General features: G+C 72.3%; 15 protein-coding genes and 1 riboswitch. Of the genes, 6 read left to right on the top strand and 9 right to left on the bottom strand.

Features of this window, described 5'->3' with window-relative positions:
• Nucleotides 1-47: 47 nt before the first annotated feature.
• The 9 genes from ABT336_RS01295 to ABT336_RS01255 form a co-directional block, all read right to left on the bottom strand.
• Nucleotides 48-1,001: an amidohydrolase family protein gene (locus ABT336_RS01295; protein WP_350894463.1), complete on the bottom strand. Its 954-nt coding sequence runs from the start codon at nucleotides 999-1,001 to the stop codon at nucleotides 48-50.
• Entirely contained in the window at nucleotides 998-1,921 is a 924-nt protein-coding gene (locus ABT336_RS01290) for a creatininase family protein (RefSeq protein ID WP_350894462.1), read from the bottom strand. Before ABT336_RS01290 ends, ABT336_RS01295 begins: the two co-directional genes overlap by 4 nt.
• A complete protein-coding gene (locus tag ABT336_RS01285) occupies nucleotides 1,918-3,705 on the bottom strand; it encodes an ABC transporter permease (protein WP_350894461.1) in 1,788 nt (595 codons plus the stop codon). Before ABT336_RS01285 ends, ABT336_RS01290 begins: the two co-directional genes overlap by 4 nt.
• Nucleotides 3,702-4,895: an ABC transporter ATP-binding protein gene (locus ABT336_RS01280; RefSeq protein WP_350894460.1), complete on the bottom strand. Its 1,194-nt coding sequence runs from the start codon at nucleotides 4,893-4,895 to the stop codon at nucleotides 3,702-3,704. Before ABT336_RS01280 ends, ABT336_RS01285 begins: the two co-directional genes overlap by 4 nt.
• Complete coding sequence (locus ABT336_RS01275) at nucleotides 4,853-5,899, bottom strand: extracellular solute-binding protein (RefSeq protein WP_350894459.1); 1,047 nt, start codon at nucleotides 5,897-5,899, stop codon at nucleotides 4,853-4,855. Before ABT336_RS01275 ends, ABT336_RS01280 begins: the two co-directional genes overlap by 43 nt.
• A gap of 31 nt (nucleotides 5,900-5,930) precedes the next feature.
• A complete protein-coding gene (locus ABT336_RS01270; protein WP_350894458.1) occupies nucleotides 5,931-7,094 on the bottom strand; it encodes an ROK family protein in 1,164 nt (387 codons plus the stop codon).
• 248 nt (nucleotides 7,095-7,342) lie between these two features.
• Nucleotides 7,343-9,766 carry a hypothetical protein gene (locus ABT336_RS01265; RefSeq protein ID WP_350894457.1) on the bottom strand — a complete coding sequence of 808 codons (2,424 nt, stop codon included), beginning with the start codon at nucleotides 9,764-9,766 and terminating at the stop codon, nucleotides 7,343-7,345.
• A 19-nt stretch (nucleotides 9,767-9,785) separates the two neighbouring features.
• Nucleotides 9,786-11,516, bottom strand: coding sequence for a glycoside hydrolase family 3 protein (locus ABT336_RS01260; protein ID WP_350894456.1), 1,731 nt, complete (start codon nucleotides 11,514-11,516; stop codon nucleotides 9,786-9,788).
• Nucleotides 11,517-11,624: 108 nt separating this feature from the next.
• Nucleotides 11,625-12,116 carry a DUF3145 domain-containing protein gene (locus ABT336_RS01255; RefSeq protein WP_350894455.1) on the bottom strand — a complete coding sequence of 164 codons (492 nt, stop codon included), beginning with the start codon at nucleotides 12,114-12,116 and terminating at the stop codon, nucleotides 11,625-11,627.
• Between the two features lie 299 nt (nucleotides 12,117-12,415).
• Between ABT336_RS01255 and ABT336_RS01250 the strand changes: the two genes are divergently transcribed.
• From ABT336_RS01250 to surE, 6 genes are all read left to right on the top strand, one after another.
• Complete coding sequence (locus ABT336_RS01250; protein ID WP_350894454.1) at nucleotides 12,416-12,745, top strand: hypothetical protein; 330 nt, start codon at nucleotides 12,416-12,418, stop codon at nucleotides 12,743-12,745.
• Nucleotides 12,746-12,970: 225 nt separating this feature from the next.
• The gene (locus ABT336_RS01245; protein ID WP_350894453.1) at nucleotides 12,971-15,088 is read left to right on the top strand and encodes a HelD family protein; all 2,118 of its coding nucleotides are present in this window, start codon (nucleotides 12,971-12,973) and stop codon (nucleotides 15,086-15,088) included.
• 107 nt (nucleotides 15,089-15,195) lie between these two features.
• Nucleotides 15,196-16,110: a cation diffusion facilitator family transporter gene (locus ABT336_RS01240; protein ID WP_350894452.1), complete on the top strand. Its 915-nt coding sequence runs from the start codon at nucleotides 15,196-15,198 to the stop codon at nucleotides 16,108-16,110.
• Nucleotides 16,111-16,263: 153 nt separating this feature from the next.
• Nucleotides 16,264-16,394, top strand: a riboswitch (cyclic di-AMP (ydaO/yuaA leader).
• 45 nt (nucleotides 16,395-16,439) lie between these two features.
• Nucleotides 16,440-17,558: a coiled-coil domain-containing protein gene (locus ABT336_RS01235; protein WP_350894522.1), complete on the top strand. Its 1,119-nt coding sequence runs from the start codon at nucleotides 16,440-16,442 to the stop codon at nucleotides 17,556-17,558.
• Nucleotides 17,559-17,722: 164 nt separating this feature from the next.
• Nucleotides 17,723-18,700: a PfkB family carbohydrate kinase gene (locus ABT336_RS01230; protein ID WP_350894451.1), complete on the top strand. Its 978-nt coding sequence runs from the start codon at nucleotides 17,723-17,725 to the stop codon at nucleotides 18,698-18,700.
• Nucleotides 18,697-19,503, top strand: coding sequence for a 5'/3'-nucleotidase SurE (gene surE, locus ABT336_RS01225; protein ID WP_350894450.1), 807 nt, complete (start codon nucleotides 18,697-18,699; stop codon nucleotides 19,501-19,503). The genes ABT336_RS01230 and surE overlap by 4 nt, the downstream gene beginning before the upstream one ends.
• The last annotated feature ends 11 nt before the right edge of the window (nucleotides 19,504-19,514 follow it).

Genomic DNA, 19,514 nt, shown 5'->3' with positions numbered 1-19,514 from the left:
CAGGCCGGGGTCGACGCGACGAGGGCCGGACCCCGGCGGTCAGCCGGTCAGACGCCCAGGCCGAGCAGCCGTTCGGCGTTCCCGGCGAAGATCGCGCGCAGGTGGTCGTCGGGCAGTCCCAGCTCCCGGCAGATGCGCAGCTGGTCGTCGAGGTAGCGGGTGACGTACCCGCGCGGGAACCAGGACGAGTCGCTGCCGAACACGATCCGCTCCGGGCCGATCGTCTCGTAGCAGCGCCGGAACAGGTCCTCCACTGTCAGTTTGTACGGCATCCAGCGCACCCACTGGTTGGACCCGGAGGTGTCCACGTGGATGTTCGGACATCCCCAGGCGGCGAAGAGCAACTCCTGGACGTACTGCACGCCGAAGTGGGGCACCACGACTGCCAGTTCCGGGAACCGGCGGGCCATCCGGGCCAGCTCCTGCGGGCCGCCGTACCGGCCGAAGGTGAGCCCCCCGGCGCTGCCGTAGTGCCCGATGTGGATCAGCACCGGGACACCGAGGCGTTGGGCGGTGGCCCACAGCGGGTCGAGGTCGTCGGCGTCGAGGGGACCGCGCAGCAGCGGCGCGAACAGTTTCAGCCCCCGCAGACCCCGTTCGGTCACCGCCCGTTCCAGTTCGGCGGCGGCCCCGGGGGCGTACGGGTCGTGGTGGGCGAAGCCGAGCAGCAGGTCCGGATGCCTGTCGACCACGTCGGCGACGGCGTCGTTGCCGCCACCGGTGACGAAGACCGCCCTGTCGACGTCGAGCCGGCGCAGCTCGTCGGCCCACCTGTCGGCCTCGTCCTCCCAGCTGTCGGCGGGGGGCTCCGGGTCGGGGAAGCTCCACGCCTGCCGCCACGCCCGCCCGTACGGGGCGGAGGCGGCGGCCCGGACCGCCCGTTCGTGTTCCCCGCCCGGGTGCATCCCGGCGGCGTCCTCGCAGGCGTGGACCGTCTCGTCGACGCCGATGCGGAAGTGCAGGTGGAAGTCGACGACGCGCAGTCCCCGGTCGGCGCTCACGCGTCCTCCCCGGGCAGCGGGTCGGCGGTGGACGTCGGGCCGGGAGGTGGCTCGGCGGTGGACGTCGGGCCGGGCAGCGGGTCGGCTGTGGGTGGGGCGGGCAGCGGGGCGGCCACCCAGGCGGCGACGACCTCCCGCAGGCGCGCCCCGGCGATCCGCCGGAGGCGGTCCCCGGCGTCCACGTTGGCCAGCGAGATGTGCCCGGACCAGCCCTGCCACGGATCGGGGCGGGACTCCACGAGGACGTACGGGTGGGTGACCGGCAGCTTCGGCTTGGGCGGCAGGTCGGTGACCGCGTCGAGGCGTACCGCGTCGGGGTCGAAGCCGAGCACCCCGGAGGTCTCGTACGCCCCGCCGTGCCCCCGGGCCGGCAGGTCGCCGTAGATCTGCGTGGTCTCCGCCGGGGTGACCAGCTGGAACCAGTTGACCAGCAGCAGACTGGCCTGCCGTCGGCCGGAGACCCACTCCATCGCGGCCCGGACCGTCGACATGTTCGCGTCGTGTCCGTTGACGATCAGCAGTCTGGGGAACCCGGCGGCGACGATCCCCTCGATCACGTCGGCGAGGTACCCGACGGCGATCTCGGGGCGGATCGACACGGTGCCCGGCCACGGTCGGGTCTGCCCCGGGCAGGCGGCGTACGGCACGGCGGGGAAGAGGACCCCTCGCCCGCCGGCGGCCACCTCGGCGGCACCGGAGGTCTCCCCGGTAGAGGCGGCACCGCTCTCGGCGGCGAACCCCTCGGCGAGGATCAGGTCGGTGCCGAGCGGCAGGTGCGGACCGTGCCACTCGACGGCGCCGACCGGCAGCACCGCGAAGTCCGCGGCGGCGGCGACGGCGGCCAGTTCTCCCCCGGGTACCCGGGTGATCGGGGCCAGCCCGCCGGAGGTCGGCCAGTGCGCTGTCACGTCTGTCGTCACGCCGTCCACTTCGCCGCCTCCCGGGACGCCCGCCGGCCGCTCTGGAGCCGACCGGACACCACCATCACCACGAAGATCAGCACCACCTGGAGCATGCCGTACGCGGCTGCGGTGCCCATCTCGAACGAGTACATCCGGTTGTTGATCTCGACGGAAATCGGTGCGGTCTGCGAGGTGTAGATCAGCACCGAGGCGACGAACTCACCGACGCCGTTGACGAAGGCGAGCAGCGCACCGGCCGCCACCCCGGGCACCATCAGCCGGAGGGTGACGGTGCCGAACGCCCGTACCCAGGACGCGCCCAGGTTGCGGGCCGCCTCCTCCAGCGACGGGTCGATCTGGGCCAGGGTCGCCGAACTCGACCGGAACACCAGCGGCAGGAACCTGACGAAGTAGGCCAGCGGCATGATCCAGAAGGTGCCGATCAGCACCTGCCCGAAGCTGAACGCGTTACCGGTGCTGAACGCCGAGATCAGGTTGATCGCCACCACGGTGCCGGGCAGGGCCCAGGCCAGCATGACCGCCACGTCCAGCAGTGCCCGGCCCCGGAAGTTGAGCCGCCGCACCGCGTAGGCGATGAGGACACCGATCACCACGCACCCGACGGTGGCGATCAGGCTCATCTGCAGCGAGTTGAGGATCGGCTGGAACGCCCTCGGGTCGGTGAAGATGGTGACGAAGTTCTGCCAGGTGTACGCCGACGGCACCACCTGGGTCGTCCACGAGCCGTCCTCGGAGAAAGCGACGAGGGCGATGGTGCCGACCGGGGCCAGGAGCACCATGGTGGCCAGGATCGAGGCGGCCAGCGCCGCCCACTTGCCGAACGGGTTGGTGATCTCCCGTCGGTGCGCGGCGACCCCCTTCGACTGGGAGCGGTAACTGCGCCGCCCCTCGTACCAGCGCATGCCGAGCAGGAACAGGACCGACACCACAGCCAGCACCGAGGCGTACGTGGAGGCCATCGGGAGGTCGCCGTTGGTGCGGTTGATGTAGATCTGCATGGTCATCGTCCGGTCCACCCCGAACAGCAGCGGGGCGGTGTACGACGCCAGCGACGTCATGAACACCAGCAGGGAGGCCGAGACCAGGGCCGGGGTGAGCATCGGCAGCAGGACGGTACGCCAGACCCGCACCCGACCGGCCCCCAGGTTGTAGGCGGCCTCCTCGACCGAGGGGTCCATGCCGGCCAGGGCGGCGGAGGCGGCCAGGTAGAAGAAGGGGTACATGGTGAAGGTGTGCACCACGAGCACTCCGGCGATGCCGCTGAACGGCAGGACCGGGTTCTCCGTACCGAACAGCTGCTGCAACCCGCGCGGCAGGATGCCGGTCTCGCTGTAGAGCAGCTGGAAGGAGATCGCCCCGATCAGCGGGGGAAGCGCCGCCGGCACCAGGATGATCGCCTCGATCAGCCCCCGACCGGGGAACTGGAAGCGCTTGAGCAGGAACGCCATCGCCACGCCGACGATCCCGCAGAGCAGCACGCTGGCCGCCGAGATGACCAGGGAGGTGACCAGCGCCGACCGGGCCACCCCCTCGCCGCTGAGGAACCGGGTGTAGTTGGCCACCCCGTCCACCCCGACGCTCTCGGCGAAGGTGGCGAACATCGGCTGGACGACGTACCCGAAGAGCACCAGGGCCAGCGGAAAGACCAGGACGTACGGGAACCAGCGGGAGCTGGCACCGCCGCCGAAGCGCTCCGCGAGGCGGTTTCGACGACGCCCACCGCCCGGCGTCGGATCCTCGGTGATCGGCGGGACCGTGGCGGCGGAGGGAGCTGCGGTCACGGGTGCACCACCCACATCCGCTCCCGGGTCAGCCGCAGCCCGATCTGGTCGCCGACCGAGATCCCGGCGGGTACGTCGATCGCGGCGACCTGCACCGACTCGCCGGCCACCTCGACCACCAGGTTGGTGGCCATCCCGGTGAACTCCAGCTCGGTGACCCGGCCGGGCAGGGCACCCGGGTCGGTGGTGGAGGTCAGGCCGATGTGCTCGGGCCGGACCGACACCAGGGCGGCCTCCCCGGCCCGCAGTCCGTGGCCGACGGGCGCGGCGACGACGGTCTCGGCACCGTCGGGCAGGGCGACGGTGACACTCTCGTCGGTCACCGCCGACACCGGCAGGGAGAGCACGTTGCTGCGGCCGATGAAGCGGGCCACGAAGGCGTTGGCGGGCCGGTGGTAGATCTCCTGCGGGGCACCGATCTGCTGCACCCGGCCGGACTCCATCACCGCGATCCGGTCCGACATGGCCATCGCCTCGGCCTGGTCGTGGGTGACGTAGATGGCGGTGTTGCCGCTCTCCTTCTGGATCCGGCGGATCTCGGTCCGGGTCTCCTCGCGCAGCTTGGCGTCGAGGTTCGACAGCGGCTCGTCGAGCAGGAGGGTGCGGGGGCGGATGACCAGGGCGCGGGCCAGGGCCACCCGCTGCTGCTGACCACCGGAGAGCTGGTCGATGCGGCGCTCGCCGTATCCGGCCAGGTGGACCTGGCCGAGGGCCTCCTCGATGCGGCGCTTCGCGTCGGCCCGACCCACCTTGCGGATCTTCAACCCGTACCCGACGTTCTGGGCCACCGACATGTGCGGGAACAGGGCGTAGTTCTGGAACACCATGCCGGTGTCGCGCTTGTTCGGTGGGCGTCGGGTGACGTCCTCCTCCCCGAACCGGATCCGGCCCGAGGTGGGAAAGTAGAACCCGGCCACCATCCGGAGGGTGGTGGTCTTGCCGCAGCCGCTCGGGCCGAGCAGGGTGAAGAACTCACCGGCGGCGATCCTGATGTCGACGTCGTCGACGGCCGCGGTGTCGCCGGCACGGGCGAATCGCTTGCTCACCGACTCCAGCGTGACATCGATCATGATGTCCTCCTTCATGTCCTGCGGCGGGGCGGCGTGCGGGTGCGGGACCGTCCGGCCCCGCACCCGTACGTCGGTGGTCAGCCCTGGTTCTTGATCTGGCTGTTCCAGTGGTTGATCCACTCGGTCTCCTTCTCACCGATGACGTCCCAGTCGACGTCCATCGGCTGAAGGCCGAGCTCGGCCAGCCACTGGGGCTGGTCGGCGATCTCCACGGCCGGGATCTGGAAGTAGTCCCTGGCGAGGTCGGCGCGGAGCGAGTCGTCGAAGAGGAACTCGATGAACTTCTCCGCGCCGTCGCTGTTGCCGCCCTTGACCTTGCCGAGCCCGTCGACGAGGACCGGGGCACCGGAGGTCGGCATCACGTACCCGAAGGGCATGTTCGACTGGTTGGCCTGCAACAGGACGTCCTGCAGGTTCCAGGCGCTGATGACCCCCTGCTGGCGGGACATCTTCAGGTAGAGGTCGGCGGGGTTGGCAGCGTACGACCCGGTGTTGGCGTCGAGCCGCTTGAGCCAGTCGTACCCGGGCTGCGGGTTGCTGCCGTCGGGCGAGAGGCGCTGGATCATCGAGGCGTAGATCGACCGCATGGTGCCGGACGCGGCCACGTCCCGGATGATGATCTTGTCTTTCCACTCCGCGTCGAGCAGGTCGTCCCAGTCCTTCGGGGCCTGCTCCGGGGTGAGCGCCTCGTTGTTGTACATGATCACCTCGGGGAGGAGGATCTCCCCGAACCAACGACCCTCGGCGTCCTTGTACTGGTCGTCCATCTTCTCGGCGAAGGTGGGCTGCCAGGACTCCAGCAGATCCTCCGACGCCCCGGCGCTGAGCCCCTGCTGGGTGCCGCCCCACCAGACGTCGGCCTGCGGGTTGGCCTTCTCGGCCCGGACCCGCTCCAGGATCTCCTGGGCGCCGATGTTGAGGATCTCGACCTTCCCCTGGTACTCGGGGTACTGCTGGGTGAACCGCTCGACGACGAAGTCGGTGACCTTCTTGTCCCGGGCGGTGTAGATGGTCAGCTGCTCGACGCTGCCGTCGGCCGCGTCGTCGGACCCGCCGGTGCCGCAGGCGGTGCCGGCGGCGAGGACTGTGGCCAGGGCTCCGGCGAGGAGAATTCGACGTCTCATGGGTACCTCCGAGGGGAAAGGGGTCGTTCGTTCAGGGGCTGGGCATCAGGTTCGGTGACCCGGCCGCCGCGGCGGCCCGGGCGTAGGTGACGGCGCCGTGCAGGACCGCCCGGTCGCCGAGCACGGCCCGGCGTACCTCGGTGGTGGCCGGTGCGGTGGCCGCGACGAGCGTCTGGATCCTGTCGACTGACGCGTCGTCGAGTTGGGTGGCGGCCCCACTGAGCAGGACCCGCCCCGGGTCGATCACGCAGACGCAGGAGACGATCAGCCGGGACCACGCGACGAGGACCTCGTCCAGGTACGCCGCCGCCCGCTCGTCGGTCCGGGCCAGGTCGACCAGACCGGCCACCGGGGCGGCGGGGCGGCGGCCCGGGGCGAGCGCGACGACCCGTTCGGCGATGGCGTTCTCCGACCAGCGGGCCTCGAACGGGCCGATCCCGTCGTGTTCCCGGTCGGCGGGGTCCAGCGGCAGGAACCCGACCTCCCCGGCCGCCCCACCGGCACCCCGACGGACCCGCCCGTCGAGGACCAGACCGGCGCCGATGCCGTCGGCGACGTGCAGCAGGAGCAGGTCGGCCACGTCGCTGCCGGCTCCGACGGCGTGCTCACCGGCCGCCATCAGGTTGACGTCGTTGTCCACGACCACGGGTACGCCGAGGTGGCGCTGGACCGACTCCCCTATCGGACGTCCTTCCACCAACCCTACCGAGGGGGCGAGCCGGACCGCCCCGCCCGAGCTGACCCCGGGTGCGGCGATGGCCACGCCGCGCAGCGCCGGCAGTCCGTCACCGGCGAGTTCCGGCACGGATCGGCAGATGGTGTCGACGATGTCGCCGGTGAGGCGGATCGTCCGGTGTGCGACGACCGTCCCGTCGCTGTCGGCGATCTCGCAACTGATCCGGGCCGGTTCCAGCGAGACCGCGGCGACCAGTTCGGCGCGGGGGTTGAACTCCAGCATGGCGCGGGGACGGCCGGCCCGGGAGGCGCCCGGCCCCCGTTCGATCAGGTAACCCTCGGCGATCAGCTCCCGGACCAGGGGGGTGAGCGTGGCGGGGCTCAGGCCGGTGAGCTCGGTCAACTCGGCGCGGGAGAGCACCCGGACCTGGCGGGCGGTGGAGATCACCGAGAGGCGCTTGATCTCCTTCGACCGCTCCCGGCTCACCGGGCTCGTTGGTGGCGTCACCACGTCAGTCACATTTCCTTTCTACGGCGAACGAAGTATTGGGTCAAGTAACGAATGAGTCTCGGCGCCCCGACAACCCCGCCTTGAACAGGCGAAACAGCGAAGGAAGCGGCGACACGGGGTGGTCGACCACCCGACCGGGACAGCACACTTCTTTCCTTCTGTGAACAAACAGGCCCGTCGGGGAACGACCCCGCTCATCCTGAGCCACCGACCGGAAACCCTCCAGTGTGTACGGACGTCGGGCACCGCGAGGAGCGTCAGGGCAGGCGGTAGACGGCCAGTCGGCCGTTGGTGAAGCGCAGGTCGGCGAGGGTCACCAACTCCGCCGACTCCGGTTCCACCTGCCTGTCGACCACCAGCCACCGCACCCCGTACCGGTCCCGGAGGTCGGCCAGCCCGGCGACGGTGGGGGCGGTGAACGCTGCCTCGTTGGCGGCCAGCCGGGCCGGATCCCAGAACGGCGCCGACCAGCCCCCGACGGCACCCACCATCCGGGGGGCGAACGCCCAGCCCTCCACCAGCACCGACCGCTCGGCGTACCCGCTGAGCCAGAACGAGCGGGCGTCACACGACCCGTCCACGCCCACCCGCCAGCAGTGCACGTTGGTGGCGAGGACGTCGTCAGGTCCGCTGTGGTCCCGCACCCACCGGGCCGCCGCCACCCGCGACGCCGGCATCGGCACCACCGCGTACGCCCCGCCGTTGGGGTGGGTCCGGGCCGCCGCAGCGTCGAGCACCAGCCCCGGCGCCCCGGCCACCAGGACACCGGTGAGCAGGACCGCCGCCCCCCGCCCCACCGGCACCCGGCGTCGGGCGACCAGCACCGACCAGCCGATCGCCCCGAGCACCGCCACCAGGGTCAGCGCCGCCGCCCAGGTCAACAGGGGCAGGAGCGCCGCGTACCCCCGGGTCGGCCCGGCCGCCGGGAACCGCACCTGGTACGCGGTGAGCACCAGGGCGAACCCGGCCGCCGCCCCGGCGAGCAGCAGGCCGCCCCGACGGGTCAGCCGGGCCCGCGCCAGCACCTCCACCCACCCCCAACCCGACAGGATCACGCCGAAGGTGAACCCGGCCCGCAGGAAGTACTGGTTGCTGCTGCCCGGATGCGCGACCAGCAGGTACGCCGTCGGTCCGGCGAGCGCGCCGCCGAGGAGGAAGACCTGCACCGGCTCGGGTCGCCACCGCCGCGCGGCCAGCACCGCCACCACACCGGCCAGCCGGAGATGGAGGTTGAGCAGGAACGCGACCACCGCCGCCAGCCAGGCCAGCCCGGTCACCGCCGACGGCCCGCCCGGATCGACGTAGGGACGCAACCCGGAGAGGGGTTCGACAGTGACACCGTGCGTCTCGAACGCGAAGAGCACGCCGGTGGCGAAGACCTGCGCCCCCAGGGCCAGCCCGGCGGCGACCACCACCGGACCGACCCGCCCACGCCAGGCCCCCGCCGCACCGGCCGCCGGACGCCGGGCAACCGCCGTCGACCGCCTCGTCCCGGCCACCACCGCCACCGCCACCACCAGGGCCAACGCGGCCAGGACCACCGGGACCGAGGAGGCCTTCGCGCCGGTCGAGGCGGCCAGCAGACCGGCGGCCAGCAGCCACCTGCCCCGTCCCAGCGGGGGCACGGCCGACCCCCCGGCCCGGCCGACGACCTCACCGAGGGCGGCGAGCAACGGCAGGAGCAACACCCAGCTGTACGTCATCGACGGGCTGCCCCAGACGATGAAGGTGGTCTGGGTGCCGAAGAGTTGCCGTACGCCGGTCTCGAACCCGAACTCCCCGACTGTGAACATCAGTACGGCGGCGGCCACCCCGGCGTACGGCCGCCCGGTGATCCGCCACCCGACCACCGCGACGAGCACGACGGCGAGCGCACACAGCGCCGGTACGGCCAGCCGGAAGAAGACCACTGTCAGGTCGACCCCGCTGATCAGGCTGGCCGCCGCCAGGTGGGCGAAGCCGAACCAGTGGTAGTGCAGTGGTTCCCCGGCGACCTGCGGCACCTCGGGCGGCACCCGGTGGGTGGCCGCCCCGGCGAGGGAGAGCTGGAAGGCCAGGTCGACGTATTGCGACTGCCCCTCCCGGGTGGGCAGCACCGGGTTGACCCGCAGGAACGACTCGACCAGGTACCAGGTGAACCCGACAAGCACCGCCGTGACCGACCAGGCCCACCCGGTGGGGACCGCGACGGTGTACCCGCCCCGCCAGTGCCGACGCAGTGCGGGGACGACGACGAACGGCAGGACCACGAGCAGCGGCCACAGCCGCAGCCGGCCGGGTACGCCGAACCCGACGGCGACCGCCCAGGCCACCAGTTCCAGGGTCAGCCCGACGGCAGCCCCCATCGCCAGGTCCTCGATGAGGGTGTGCGGCCGTCGGCGCAGCGCCCGGTACAGGAGGGTGCCGGGCAGCAGGACGGCCAGGACGGCGTACCCGGTGAAGCGGAGCAGGTCGGCCGGGGGCGTACCGGTGGCGAGCAGGACGGCGGCGACGAACCCGAAGCCGACGACTCCCGGTGCCCACCGCCCGACCGACGAGACCACCCGACGGCAGGCCGACGAGGCAGCCCGACGGCAGGCCGACGAGTCGGTCCGACGGCAGGCCGGGGAGGCAGCCCGACGGCAGGCCGGGGAGTCGGTCCGGGGTGCGACGGTGGGTCGACTCCGCCCCGGGACGGTCACCGGTCGGGCCTCGGCCCGGTCAGTCGGTGCAGGTGGTGGCGGGCAGTCCGGTGACCTTCACCGGGGCACGTCCGGTCGGTTCCGCCGACCCGGCCAGCACCCGGGCCAGTCCGGTCATCGCCGCCCGGCTCGACGAGTAGGTGGCCATCAGCACCGGCGACTTCGCCCCCGACAGCAGATACGGGGTGTCCATGGCCACTGTGACGTCGGCGTCGGCCCGCAGGTCGCCGGCTCTGTCGCCGTAGCCGACCAGGTGCACGACCTTGCCACCGGAGCCGACCTCGACCCCGGCCCGGCGCAACTCCTCGGTCAGCGCCCTGCGGGTGCCCTCCCGGCCGCCGGAGGAGGTGATGGTGAGCTTCCCGCCGACCGGGGCGGGGCGGCACGGCCCGCGCAGGACCGTGACCGCCGCCGTGGCCAGTTGCACTGCCGCGTCCCGGTGCGCCGGGCTGTCGAGCACCGACAGGTCCGGGGCCGGTCGGTCGGCCAGCCGGAACTTCAGGGTGAGCACCCGGGTGGCCGCCTCGACCAGCCGTTCCCGGGGCAGCGACCCGTCGCGCAGCGCGGTCAGCAGCCCGTCGTACGCCTGGGTGACGTTCGGGGGCATCAGGATGAGGTCGTTGCCGGCCTTGAGGGCCCGGACCGCCGCCTCCCCCGGCGACCACTTCTTCGCCGGCTCCATGTTCATCCCGTCGGTGACCACCACCCCCTCGAAGCCGAGCTGGCCCCGGAGCACGTCGGTGAGCACCTTGTGGGAGAAGGTCGCCGCGGTGCCCGGGTCGACCGAGCGGACGTCGAGGTGGGCGGACATCACCGCCAGCGCCCCGGCGTCGATCCCGGCCGAGAAGGGGGGCCATGCCTCCTTCGCCAGCTTCCCCTTGGTCTGCCCGAGGACCGGCAGTTCGTGGTGTGAGTCGTCGGCGCTGTGGCCGTGGCCCGGGAAGTGCTTGACGGTGGCCGCCACCCCGGCCGACTGCAACCCCCGGACGGCGGCCCCGACCTGTGCGGCGGCCCGCTCGGTGTCACCGCCGAAGGAGCGGGAACCGATCACCGTGCTCCGACTGACCAGGACGTCGGCGACCGGGGCGAAGTCCATGTTGACGCCCATCGCGGCCAGCTCGGTACCGGCGACCTGCCAGGCGGCCTCGGTCTTGGCCGGATCGTCGGCGGCACCGGCGGCCAGTGCGCTGGGCAGCATGGTCACCCCGTCGGTGACCCGGGTGACCACGCCGTACTCCTGGTCGATGCCGACCAGGAACGGTGCCGCACCGGTGGTCAGCTTCCCGGCCGCCTCCTGGAGACCGGTGGTCAGCTTCCGGACCTGCGTGGGGTTGTCGACGTTGGTGGTCACCTGGTTGGCCGAGGTGGGGTCGTCGGCGCTGAACCCGACAAGGATCAACCCACCCAGCCGGTACTTCTCGATCATCTGGGCGGGGGTGTCCACCCCGGCCAGGGCCCGGTTGCCGGCCGCCGACCCGGCGGACACCTCGGTCGCCGAGTCTCCGTAGGCGTAGGCCATCAGCACCTGGCCGACCAGGTCCTCGTCGGAGAGGGTGCCGACCAGGGTTGCGGCGCGACCGGCGGCGTCGGCCCCCGAGGGGGACGGGGTGGGGGTGACGAACTCCGTCGACGGCTCGGCCGTCCCTGCGGCGGGTCGCTCCCGTTCGCCTGAGCAGGCCGAGGCGAGCAGGGCGGTCAGGGCGACGAGCACGACGGCGACGCGGCGAGGGGAAGTCGACACGCGGCCCATCCCACCAGCCGGTCACGGATCGGGGCAACCCGGCTCCGACACGCCGACCACGGCGACCGGGCGTCGGTGACCAGGATCACCGATCGGGTCGGGGGTCGGCCGCCGGGCTCACCCGACCCGGGTGAGCAGGGTGATCGGGGCGCCGTCGCCGGCGTGCCGGTAGGGCTCCAGCTCGGTGTCCCAGGCCGTGCCGAGCGCCTTGTCCAGGGCGTGGGCGAGCGCCTCGGGTGCGCGTGCGGTCGCCATGATGGTACGGAGCCGGTCCTCACCGAGCTGGATGTCACCGGCCGCCCCGACGGCGGCCCGGAACAGCCCTCGGCCGGGGACGTACATGAAGCGTTCCCCGTCGGCCCCGGGGCTGGGCTCCTCGGTGACCTCGAAACGGATCATCGGCCACTGTCGGAGGGCAGCGGCCAGTTCGGCGCCCGTTCCCGGGCGGCCGGTCCACCCGCACTCCGCCCGGCGGACGCCGGGGTCGACGGGCTGAGCCGTCCACTGCAGGTTGACCGGCGCGGCAAGGACGCGCGCGATCGCCCACTCGACGTGTGAGCACACGGCGAGCGGGGTCGAGTGGACGTATACGACGCCACGCGTTGGCACGGTGACCTCCCGGAGACCGAGGTGCGTCTTCCCCTACGACCTCGCGTCCACCGAGTGGTCTGCGAAGACAGCATGACTGCTGGGACGGATGGTGCGCCAGGGAATCGGAAAACTCGCGGACGGAACAGTCGCACCCGAGCGGGGGTCCGCGCACGTTCGGGACCGGCCGCGAGCAGCACTCGGGCTTCCTGGTCGTGTAGAGTTCCCTCGGCGGTTTCTTGCCGCCGGAAGATCCCTGACGTCCCGTCCCTCCTGGACGTCACCCAAACCTTCCCGTACGTCTTACAAGGAGCACCTCCGTGGCGAGCAACACCTCGAAGACCGCGCGCGCGTCCGTCCGGGCCGGCCAGGCTGGCCAGGGTGGCGCCCTCAGCGTGCTGGGCGAGTTCAAGTACCTCATCCCGCTCAACGGCGGCAAGCACGCCTACATCCGGAACCTGACCAACGGCAAGACCGCGCACCTGCGTACCGACTCCGAGGCCTTCGTCGAGGAGATCCGGGTGCTGGCCGGTGCCGGGCACGCCACCAAGATCCGGGCCGAGATCAACGCCCTCAACGCCAGCTTCCCGGGTGACGGCTGGGACGCCACCGAGAAGCGTCTCGTCGAGGCCGGTGTCTTCGAGGGCTGAGCCCCTCGGGTTCACCCCCACCCCGCGACACCCCGCACCGCCCGTCGGCCGCCGACGGGCGGTGCGCTCGTTCTCCGCCCGAGCGCGACACCCCCTGCTGACCTGCGGATCGGCATGGCCGCCGACAGGGACCACAGCGACGGGTCGTAGTCTCACCCGGTCGCCCGGCATCCGGCCGACGCGCCCACCGCGGCTACGGCCGCCGTGCCACGGGAGCCAGCTCAGTTGACCGACCACACGAGCCTGAACCAGGAGATCGCCGTCGAGCAACGGCACCTGGACCGGGTGTACACCCGCCTGGCCGAACTGCGCAGGGCGGCGGCCCGCGCCGAGCGGGACGGATACCGGCAGGCCCGGGTCGGCACCCTCGGGGCGTTGGTGGAGCGGGACGCGATGGTCTTCCACGCCGCGCAGCGGCGGCACCTGCTCGACGCCGAGCACGAGGGGCTGGTCTTCGGCCGACTGGACCTGCGCGACAGGCAGACCCTCTACGTCGGTCGGCTCGGTGTCCGGGACGACGACGCCGAGACCCTGGTGGTGGACTGGCGGGCCCCGGCCGCCGAGCCGTTCTACCGGGCCACCCCGGCCCAGCCGCTGGGCGTGATCCGGCGGCGGATGATCCAGTCCTCGGACGAGCGGGTCACCCGGATCGAGGACGACCTCCTCGATCCGGCCGCCGCCGGGCCGGAGATGACAGTTGTCGGTGACGGTGCCCTCCTGGCCAGCCTCTCCAAGGCCACCGGTCGCGGGATGCGCGACATCGTGGCCACCATCCAGCGGGAGCAGGACGAGGCGATCCGCTCCCCCGGCAAGGACGTGACGATCGTCTCCGGAGGGCCCGGCACCGGCAAGACCGCTGTCGCCCTGCACCGGGCGGCGTACCTGCTCTACTCCGACCGCAACAGGTACGCCGGTGGCGGGATCCTGGTGGTCGGCCCCTCCTCGGTCTTCGTGGAGTACATCGCCTCGGTGCTGCCCTCACTGGGCGAGGAGAGCGCGACACTCCGCTCCCTGGGCACCCTCTTCGTGGGCATGTCGGCGACCCGGACCGATCCGGCGGACGTGGCGGCGGTGAAGGGGTCGCTGCGGATGCGCCAGGTGCTGGAGCGGGCGACCCGCGACGCGGTGCCGGACGGTCCGACCGAACTGCGCCTGCTCTACCGGGGTGAACTGCTGCGGCTGGGCCAGGCGGAGTTGGACCGCATCCGGGAACGGGCGCTGGTCCGGGGTGCCCGCCGCAACGAGGTTCGCCGGGCCGGGTTCGACGGGATCTTCACCGCGCTCTGGGCGCAGGTGCGTACGCTGCACGTCGGCCACCTGCCGGACCAGCGGACCTTCGACGGCGAGATCGTCGACCGGCCGGAGTTGCGGGAGTTCCTCAAGGCGTGGTGGCCCCGCCTGCACCCCCGGCACGTGCTGGGTTGGTTGACCCGACCGGAGCGGCTGCGGGCGTACGCGGGAGGGATCCTGTCCCGGGCGGAGGTCCGGCTGCTCTCCGAGTCCTGGCGGAGCCTGGACACCGAGGGCCTGACCATCGCCGACATCGCCCTGCTCGACGAGTTGGACGCGTTGCTGGGTCAGCCGGTGAAGCCGGCCCGCCCCCGGCGGGACCCGTACGCCCTGGCGGGCGGGGTGCGGGAGCTGAGCACCTTCGCCGACCGGCAGCGGGCCGTCCGGGAGGCGGCCCGGCAGCGCCCGGAGGACTACCGGGAGTACGCCCACGTGGTCGTCGACGAGGCGCAGGACGTCTCGCCGATGCAGTGGCGGATGATCGGCCGACGGGGGCGGCTGGCGTCCTGGACCGTCGTCGGCGACCCGGCCCAGACCGCCTGGACGGGTGACCCGGCGGAGCTGACCCGGGCCCGGGACCAGGCGCTGGGTCGACGTCGGCGGCACCGGTTCACGTTGACCACCAACTACCGCAACCCGGCGGAGATCTTCGCGGTGGCGGCGGCCGAGATCCGTCGGGTGGACCCGGACCTGCCCCTTCCCGTCGCGGTCCGCTCCACCGGGGTGGAGCCGGTGCAGCGGGTGCTGTCGGCGGCCGAGTTGGCGCCGGAGACGGTGGCCGCGGCGACGGCCATGTTGGCCGAGGTGCCGGGGACCGTCGGCGTGATCACGCCGGTGCACCGCCACCGCGAGGTGGCCGGGTGGCTGGCCGAGGTGGCCGAGCCCCGGCTCCAGGTGGTGACGAGCCTCCAGGCCAAGGGCATGGAGTACGACGGGGTGGTGCTCGTCGCGCCCGGGGAGATCCGGGCCGATCCGGGTTCCGGGGTTCGTACGCTCTACGTCGCGCTGTCCCGGGCCACCCAGCGCCTGGTCACCCTCGATCCCACCGGCTGAACGTCGACTCCGACTGTCGACCGGCCTCCCCTCGTCCGACACTTGCATACATAGCGATGTAAGCATAGGTTGTATCCCGGTCGGGTCGGACGACGGAGGGTGTGGGCGTGGGCGCAGGGCACGATCACTCGGCGGCGGTGGCGAACGCCGCCCATCGACACGTCGGCAGACTCTGGGCCGCACTGGCCCTGCTGGCCGTCTTCACAGTGGTGCAGACCGTCGCCGCCTTCCGCACCGGCTCGCTGGCCCTGCTCTCCGACGCCGGGCACATGTTCACCGACGTGCTCGGCATCGGCCTGGCCCTGGCCGCGATCACCGCGACCCGCCGGGCCACCACCGACCCGCAGCGCACCTTCGGCCTCTACCGCCTGGAGGTGCTCGCCGCCCTGGCCAACGCGGCGCTGCTCAGCGGGGTCGCGGTCTACGTCCTCGTCGAGGCGGCCCGCCGGATCGGCGATCCGCCGGAGGTCCTCACCGGCCCGATGCTCGGGGTGGCGGTGCTCGGCCTGCTGGCCAACGTGGTCGCCTTCGGACTGCTGCGCAAGGGCGCCGAGGAGAGCATCAACCTGCGCGGCGCGTACCTGGAGGTGCTCGCCGACCTGGTCGGCTCGGTCGGGGTGATCGCCGCCGCGCTGGTCATCGCGTTCACCGGCTGGTGGTGGGTGGACCCGGTGGTGGCGGTCGCGATCGGCGTGTTCATCCTCCCCCGGACCTGGCGGCTGGCCCGGGCCGCCCTGCGCATCCTGGTCCAGGCCGCCCCGGAACACCTCCAGGTGACCGAGGTGCACGACCGGCTCTCGGCGGTCCCCGGCGTGGCCGAGGTGCACGACCTGCACCTGTGGACGCTCACCTCCGGGATGGAGGTCGCCTCGGCCCACCTGACCACCACCCCGGGCGCGGAGGTCGCCACGGTGCTCGCGGCGGCCCGGACCACGCTCCGGGAGGAGTTCCACATCGAGCACGCCACGTTGCAGGTCGAACCCGGAGCGTCAGCGGGTGTCTGCGGAACCATCGAGTGGTGATTAGCACAGGCTTAAATTTCCACGAGGAATGTTCTTTTTGCTGCGCTTTGTCGTGCGCCTCTCCGACACCATCGGTCACTTTGACTGCAACCGTCACACCCACCCCGGTAGGCTCGGTCCCGGCCTCCGCCGGGCGGCGCCCATCGGCGCCCACGGTGGCCGCCGCCTAATCGCCCACCCGGGCGAGCCGGGGAACCACGTTCCTGGGGTGCATCCGCGTCAGCGGTAGGGATCTTCCGTCCCGAACCCGTCAGCTAACCCGGTCGGCGGTTGACGGAAGGACAGGTCCATTGGCAGTAGTGGCATCACCGCGACGCATCACCGCCCGGATGGCGGCCCTGCTCGTCGCGACCCTCGCCCTCGGTGGCGCGGTCGCACCGGTCGGTCCGGCCCAGGCCGCGACCCGGGGAGGTCTGCTGGCGGCACCCGACGCCGATCCCGAGGGCGGCACCCCGGCTCTGCGCAACCAGCTGGAGGCGGCCAGCAAGGGATGGCTGGAGGCGAAGGCCAAGCTCGAGAAGTCGACACAGCGGCAACAGGAACTCAACGGTCGGCTCAAGACCATCGACTCCGACCTGGCCGTCCAGAACACCAAGGTCGGTGAGATCGCCCAGGTCGCGTACCGGACCGGCCGACTCGGCGCGGCGAACGCCCTGCTCAACGCGACCTCCCCGGAGGGCTTCATGGACCGGGCCGCCGCGCTCGACCAGGTCGCCGCCAGCGAGGAGCGGGAGCTGCGCAAGCTCCAGGAGACCCGCAACCAGTCCGCCCGGACCAAGGTCGAACTGGATGCCGAGGTCAACGAGCAGCGCAAACAGGTCGCGACGATGGCAAAGCGCAAGGACCAGGCCGAGAAGGCCCTCGACGTCGCCGTCACGCAGGAGCGCCGTGAGGAGGCCGAGCGCCGCCGCCAGCAACAGCAGCAGCAACAGGCCCAGCAGCGCAGCAGCAGCGGCGGGTCGAGTGGGTCCAGCGGGTCCACGGGGTCCAGCGGACCGGGCGGGAACAGCACCAAGACCGCCAAGCCCGCCCCGCGCAACTCCGACGGGTCCTGGCCCCGGGAGTCGTGCAGCGTCAACGACCCCACCCCGGCCAACGGGTGCATCACCCCCCGGACCCTGCACGCCCTCAACCAGGCCAAGGCCGCCGGCTTCACCCGGTACGTCTCCTGCTACCGGCCGGGCGGCTCCGGTGAGCACCCCAAGGGTCGGGCGTGCGACTTCGCCGCACAGCGCAACGGATTCGGTGGGCACGCCACCGGCGGGGACCGGACGTACGGCAACAACCTCGCCGCGTACTACGTCCGCAACGCCGACCGGCTGGCCGTGCTGTACGTGATCTGGTACCGGCAGATCTGGCTGCCCAGCAGCGGCTGGCGAGCCTACAGCGGAGCGGGTGGGGACCCGTCCAGCGACCACACCAACCACGTGCACCTGTCGGTGTACTGACCCTCGGGTACGCCCGGTGTCCCGCCACGACGGTGGGGCACCGGGCGTTCTTCGTGCCCGACGAGGCGTACGCCCGGCGTTTTCGTGCCCGACGAGGCGTGCCCGGACCACCGCGTCGACGGTTATCAGGTGAGCGACCCGGCGTACGGACGGAAGGTGGCCCCATGGACGGGCACGTGATGGTGTTCGCGCCCACTCCCCTGCTCACGGTCACCATCGAACAGCCCAGTGACCACCCGGAGCTGCACCTGCACCCGGGCGGGCAGGGCGTCTGGCAGGCCCGGATGATCTCCTCCCTCGGGGTCCCGGTGGTGCTCTGCGCCAGCATCGGCGGGGAACTCGGCCAGGTCCTGGAGCCGTTGCTCGCCACCGAGGGGGTGGACCTGCGGACGGTACGCCGCCACTCGACCAACGGCGGGTACGTGCACGACCGCCGCGACGGTTCCCGACAGGAGATCGTCGACGTGACTGGTGAGCGGCTCACCCGCCACGAGCTCGACGAGCTCTACAACCTCGCCCTCGGGGAGGGGCTGCGGGCCCCGGTGAGCGTCCTGAGCGGCCCCAACGAGCCGTCGCTCGTCCCACCCGAGGTGTACCGCCGGTTCGCCGCCGACCTCGGGGAGAACGGCAGTCGGGTGGTGGTCGACCTCTCCGGGGAGCACCTCGCCGCCGTCCTGGACAGCGGGGTGTTCCTCTGCAAGGTCAGCCACGAGGAGCTGCTGCGCGACGGGTTGGCCGCCGACGACAGCGTCGCCGAACTCACCGGGGTCATGTACGACCTGCACCAGGCCGGTGCCCAGACGGTGGTGGTCAGCCGCGCCGAGGAACCGGCCCTGGCCCTCGTCGACGGGGAGGTGTTCGAGGTGGAGATGCCCCGACTGCACGCCGCCGACCCTCGGGGGGCCGGTGACTCGATGACCGCCGGGGCGGCGGCGGTGGTGGCTGTCGGCGGTGACATCCGGACGGCGATCCGTACCGGGGCGGCGGCGGGGGCGTTGAACGTCACCCGGCACGGGCTGGGCACCGGGCGGCTCGACTCGATCAACGGACTCGTCGACCGGGTCCGTCTCGTTCCGGCCGGGTCCCGCCCCCAGGAACGGATCAGCCCCGACGAGCTGGCCCACCGGGCGGTCGAGCGATGACGCTACGGGTCCTGGTCACCAACGACGACGGCATCGCCGCCCCCGGCATCCAGGAGCTCGCCCGCGCGGCTGTGCAACGGGGGCTGGACGTGGTGGTCGCCGCCCCGCAGGAGGAGATGAGCGGCACCGGCGCGGCGATGACGGCGGTGGAGCGGGACGGGCACGTGGTGGTCCACCAGCAGTCCCTGCCGGGGCTGCCCGACGTCCCGGCGTACGCGGTGAGCGGCTCTCCGGGTTTCATCACGTTGATCGGGTTGCACGGTGCCTTCGGTCCGGCCCCGACGGTGGTGCTCTCGGGGATCAACCGGGGGGCGAACGCCGGGCGGGCGGTGCTGCATTCGGGCACCGTGGGGGCCGCTTTCACCGCCGGTGCCAACGGCTGCCGGGCGTTGGCGGTCTCGCTTGACGTGCTCAACGCCGGTGACGCCACCCCCGGCAGCGGGGGTGCCGCCGTGGCTGCGGCGGCCCTGGTCCGCGACGCCGAACGGCACTGGTCCACGGCGGCCCGGGTGGCCCTCGACCTGCTCCCCCGGCTGACCGCGTTGCCCGTCGAGGACATCCTCAACGTCAACGTGCCGGACCGCCCCTACGACAGGCTCCTCGGGGTACGCCGAGGGTCGCTCGCCAGCTTCGGTCAGGTGCAGATGACTGTGGCGGAGGCCGGACACGGTTTCGTCCGGACCTCCCTGGAGGAGCCCGGGGAGGCCCTGCCACCCGGTTCGGACCTGGCGCTGCTCGCCGAGGGGTACGCCTCGGTCACCGCGATCCGGGCGATCACCGAAGTGATCGACGTACCGCTGTGACCGCGACGACG

Source organism: Micromonospora sp. NPDC000207, assembly GCF_040300925.1.
GTDB lineage: Bacteria > Actinomycetota > Actinomycetes > Mycobacteriales > Micromonosporaceae > Micromonospora.
This window is presented reverse-complemented; position numbering and strand designations above follow the sequence as displayed.

What these genes read in the sequence shown, in the direction of transcription:
- surE (WP_350894450.1), top strand. Translation starts at nt 18,697, where the DNA reads ATGACGCTACGGGTCCTGGTCACCAACGACGACGGCATCGCCGCCCCC.
- ABT336_RS01230 (WP_350894451.1), top strand. Translation starts at nt 17,723, where the DNA reads ATGGACGGGCACGTGATGGTGTTCGCGCCCACTCCCCTGCTCACGGTC.
- ABT336_RS01260 (WP_350894456.1), bottom strand. Translation starts at nt 11,516, where the DNA reads ATGGGCCGCGTGTCGACTTCCCCTCGCCGCGTCGCCGTCGTGCTCGTC.
- ABT336_RS01235 (WP_350894522.1), top strand. Translation starts at nt 16,440, where the DNA reads ATGGCGGCCCTGCTCGTCGCGACCCTCGCCCTCGGTGGCGCGGTCGCA.
- ABT336_RS01275 (WP_350894459.1), bottom strand. Translation starts at nt 5,899, where the DNA reads ATGAGACGTCGAATTCTCCTCGCCGGAGCCCTGGCCACAGTCCTCGCC.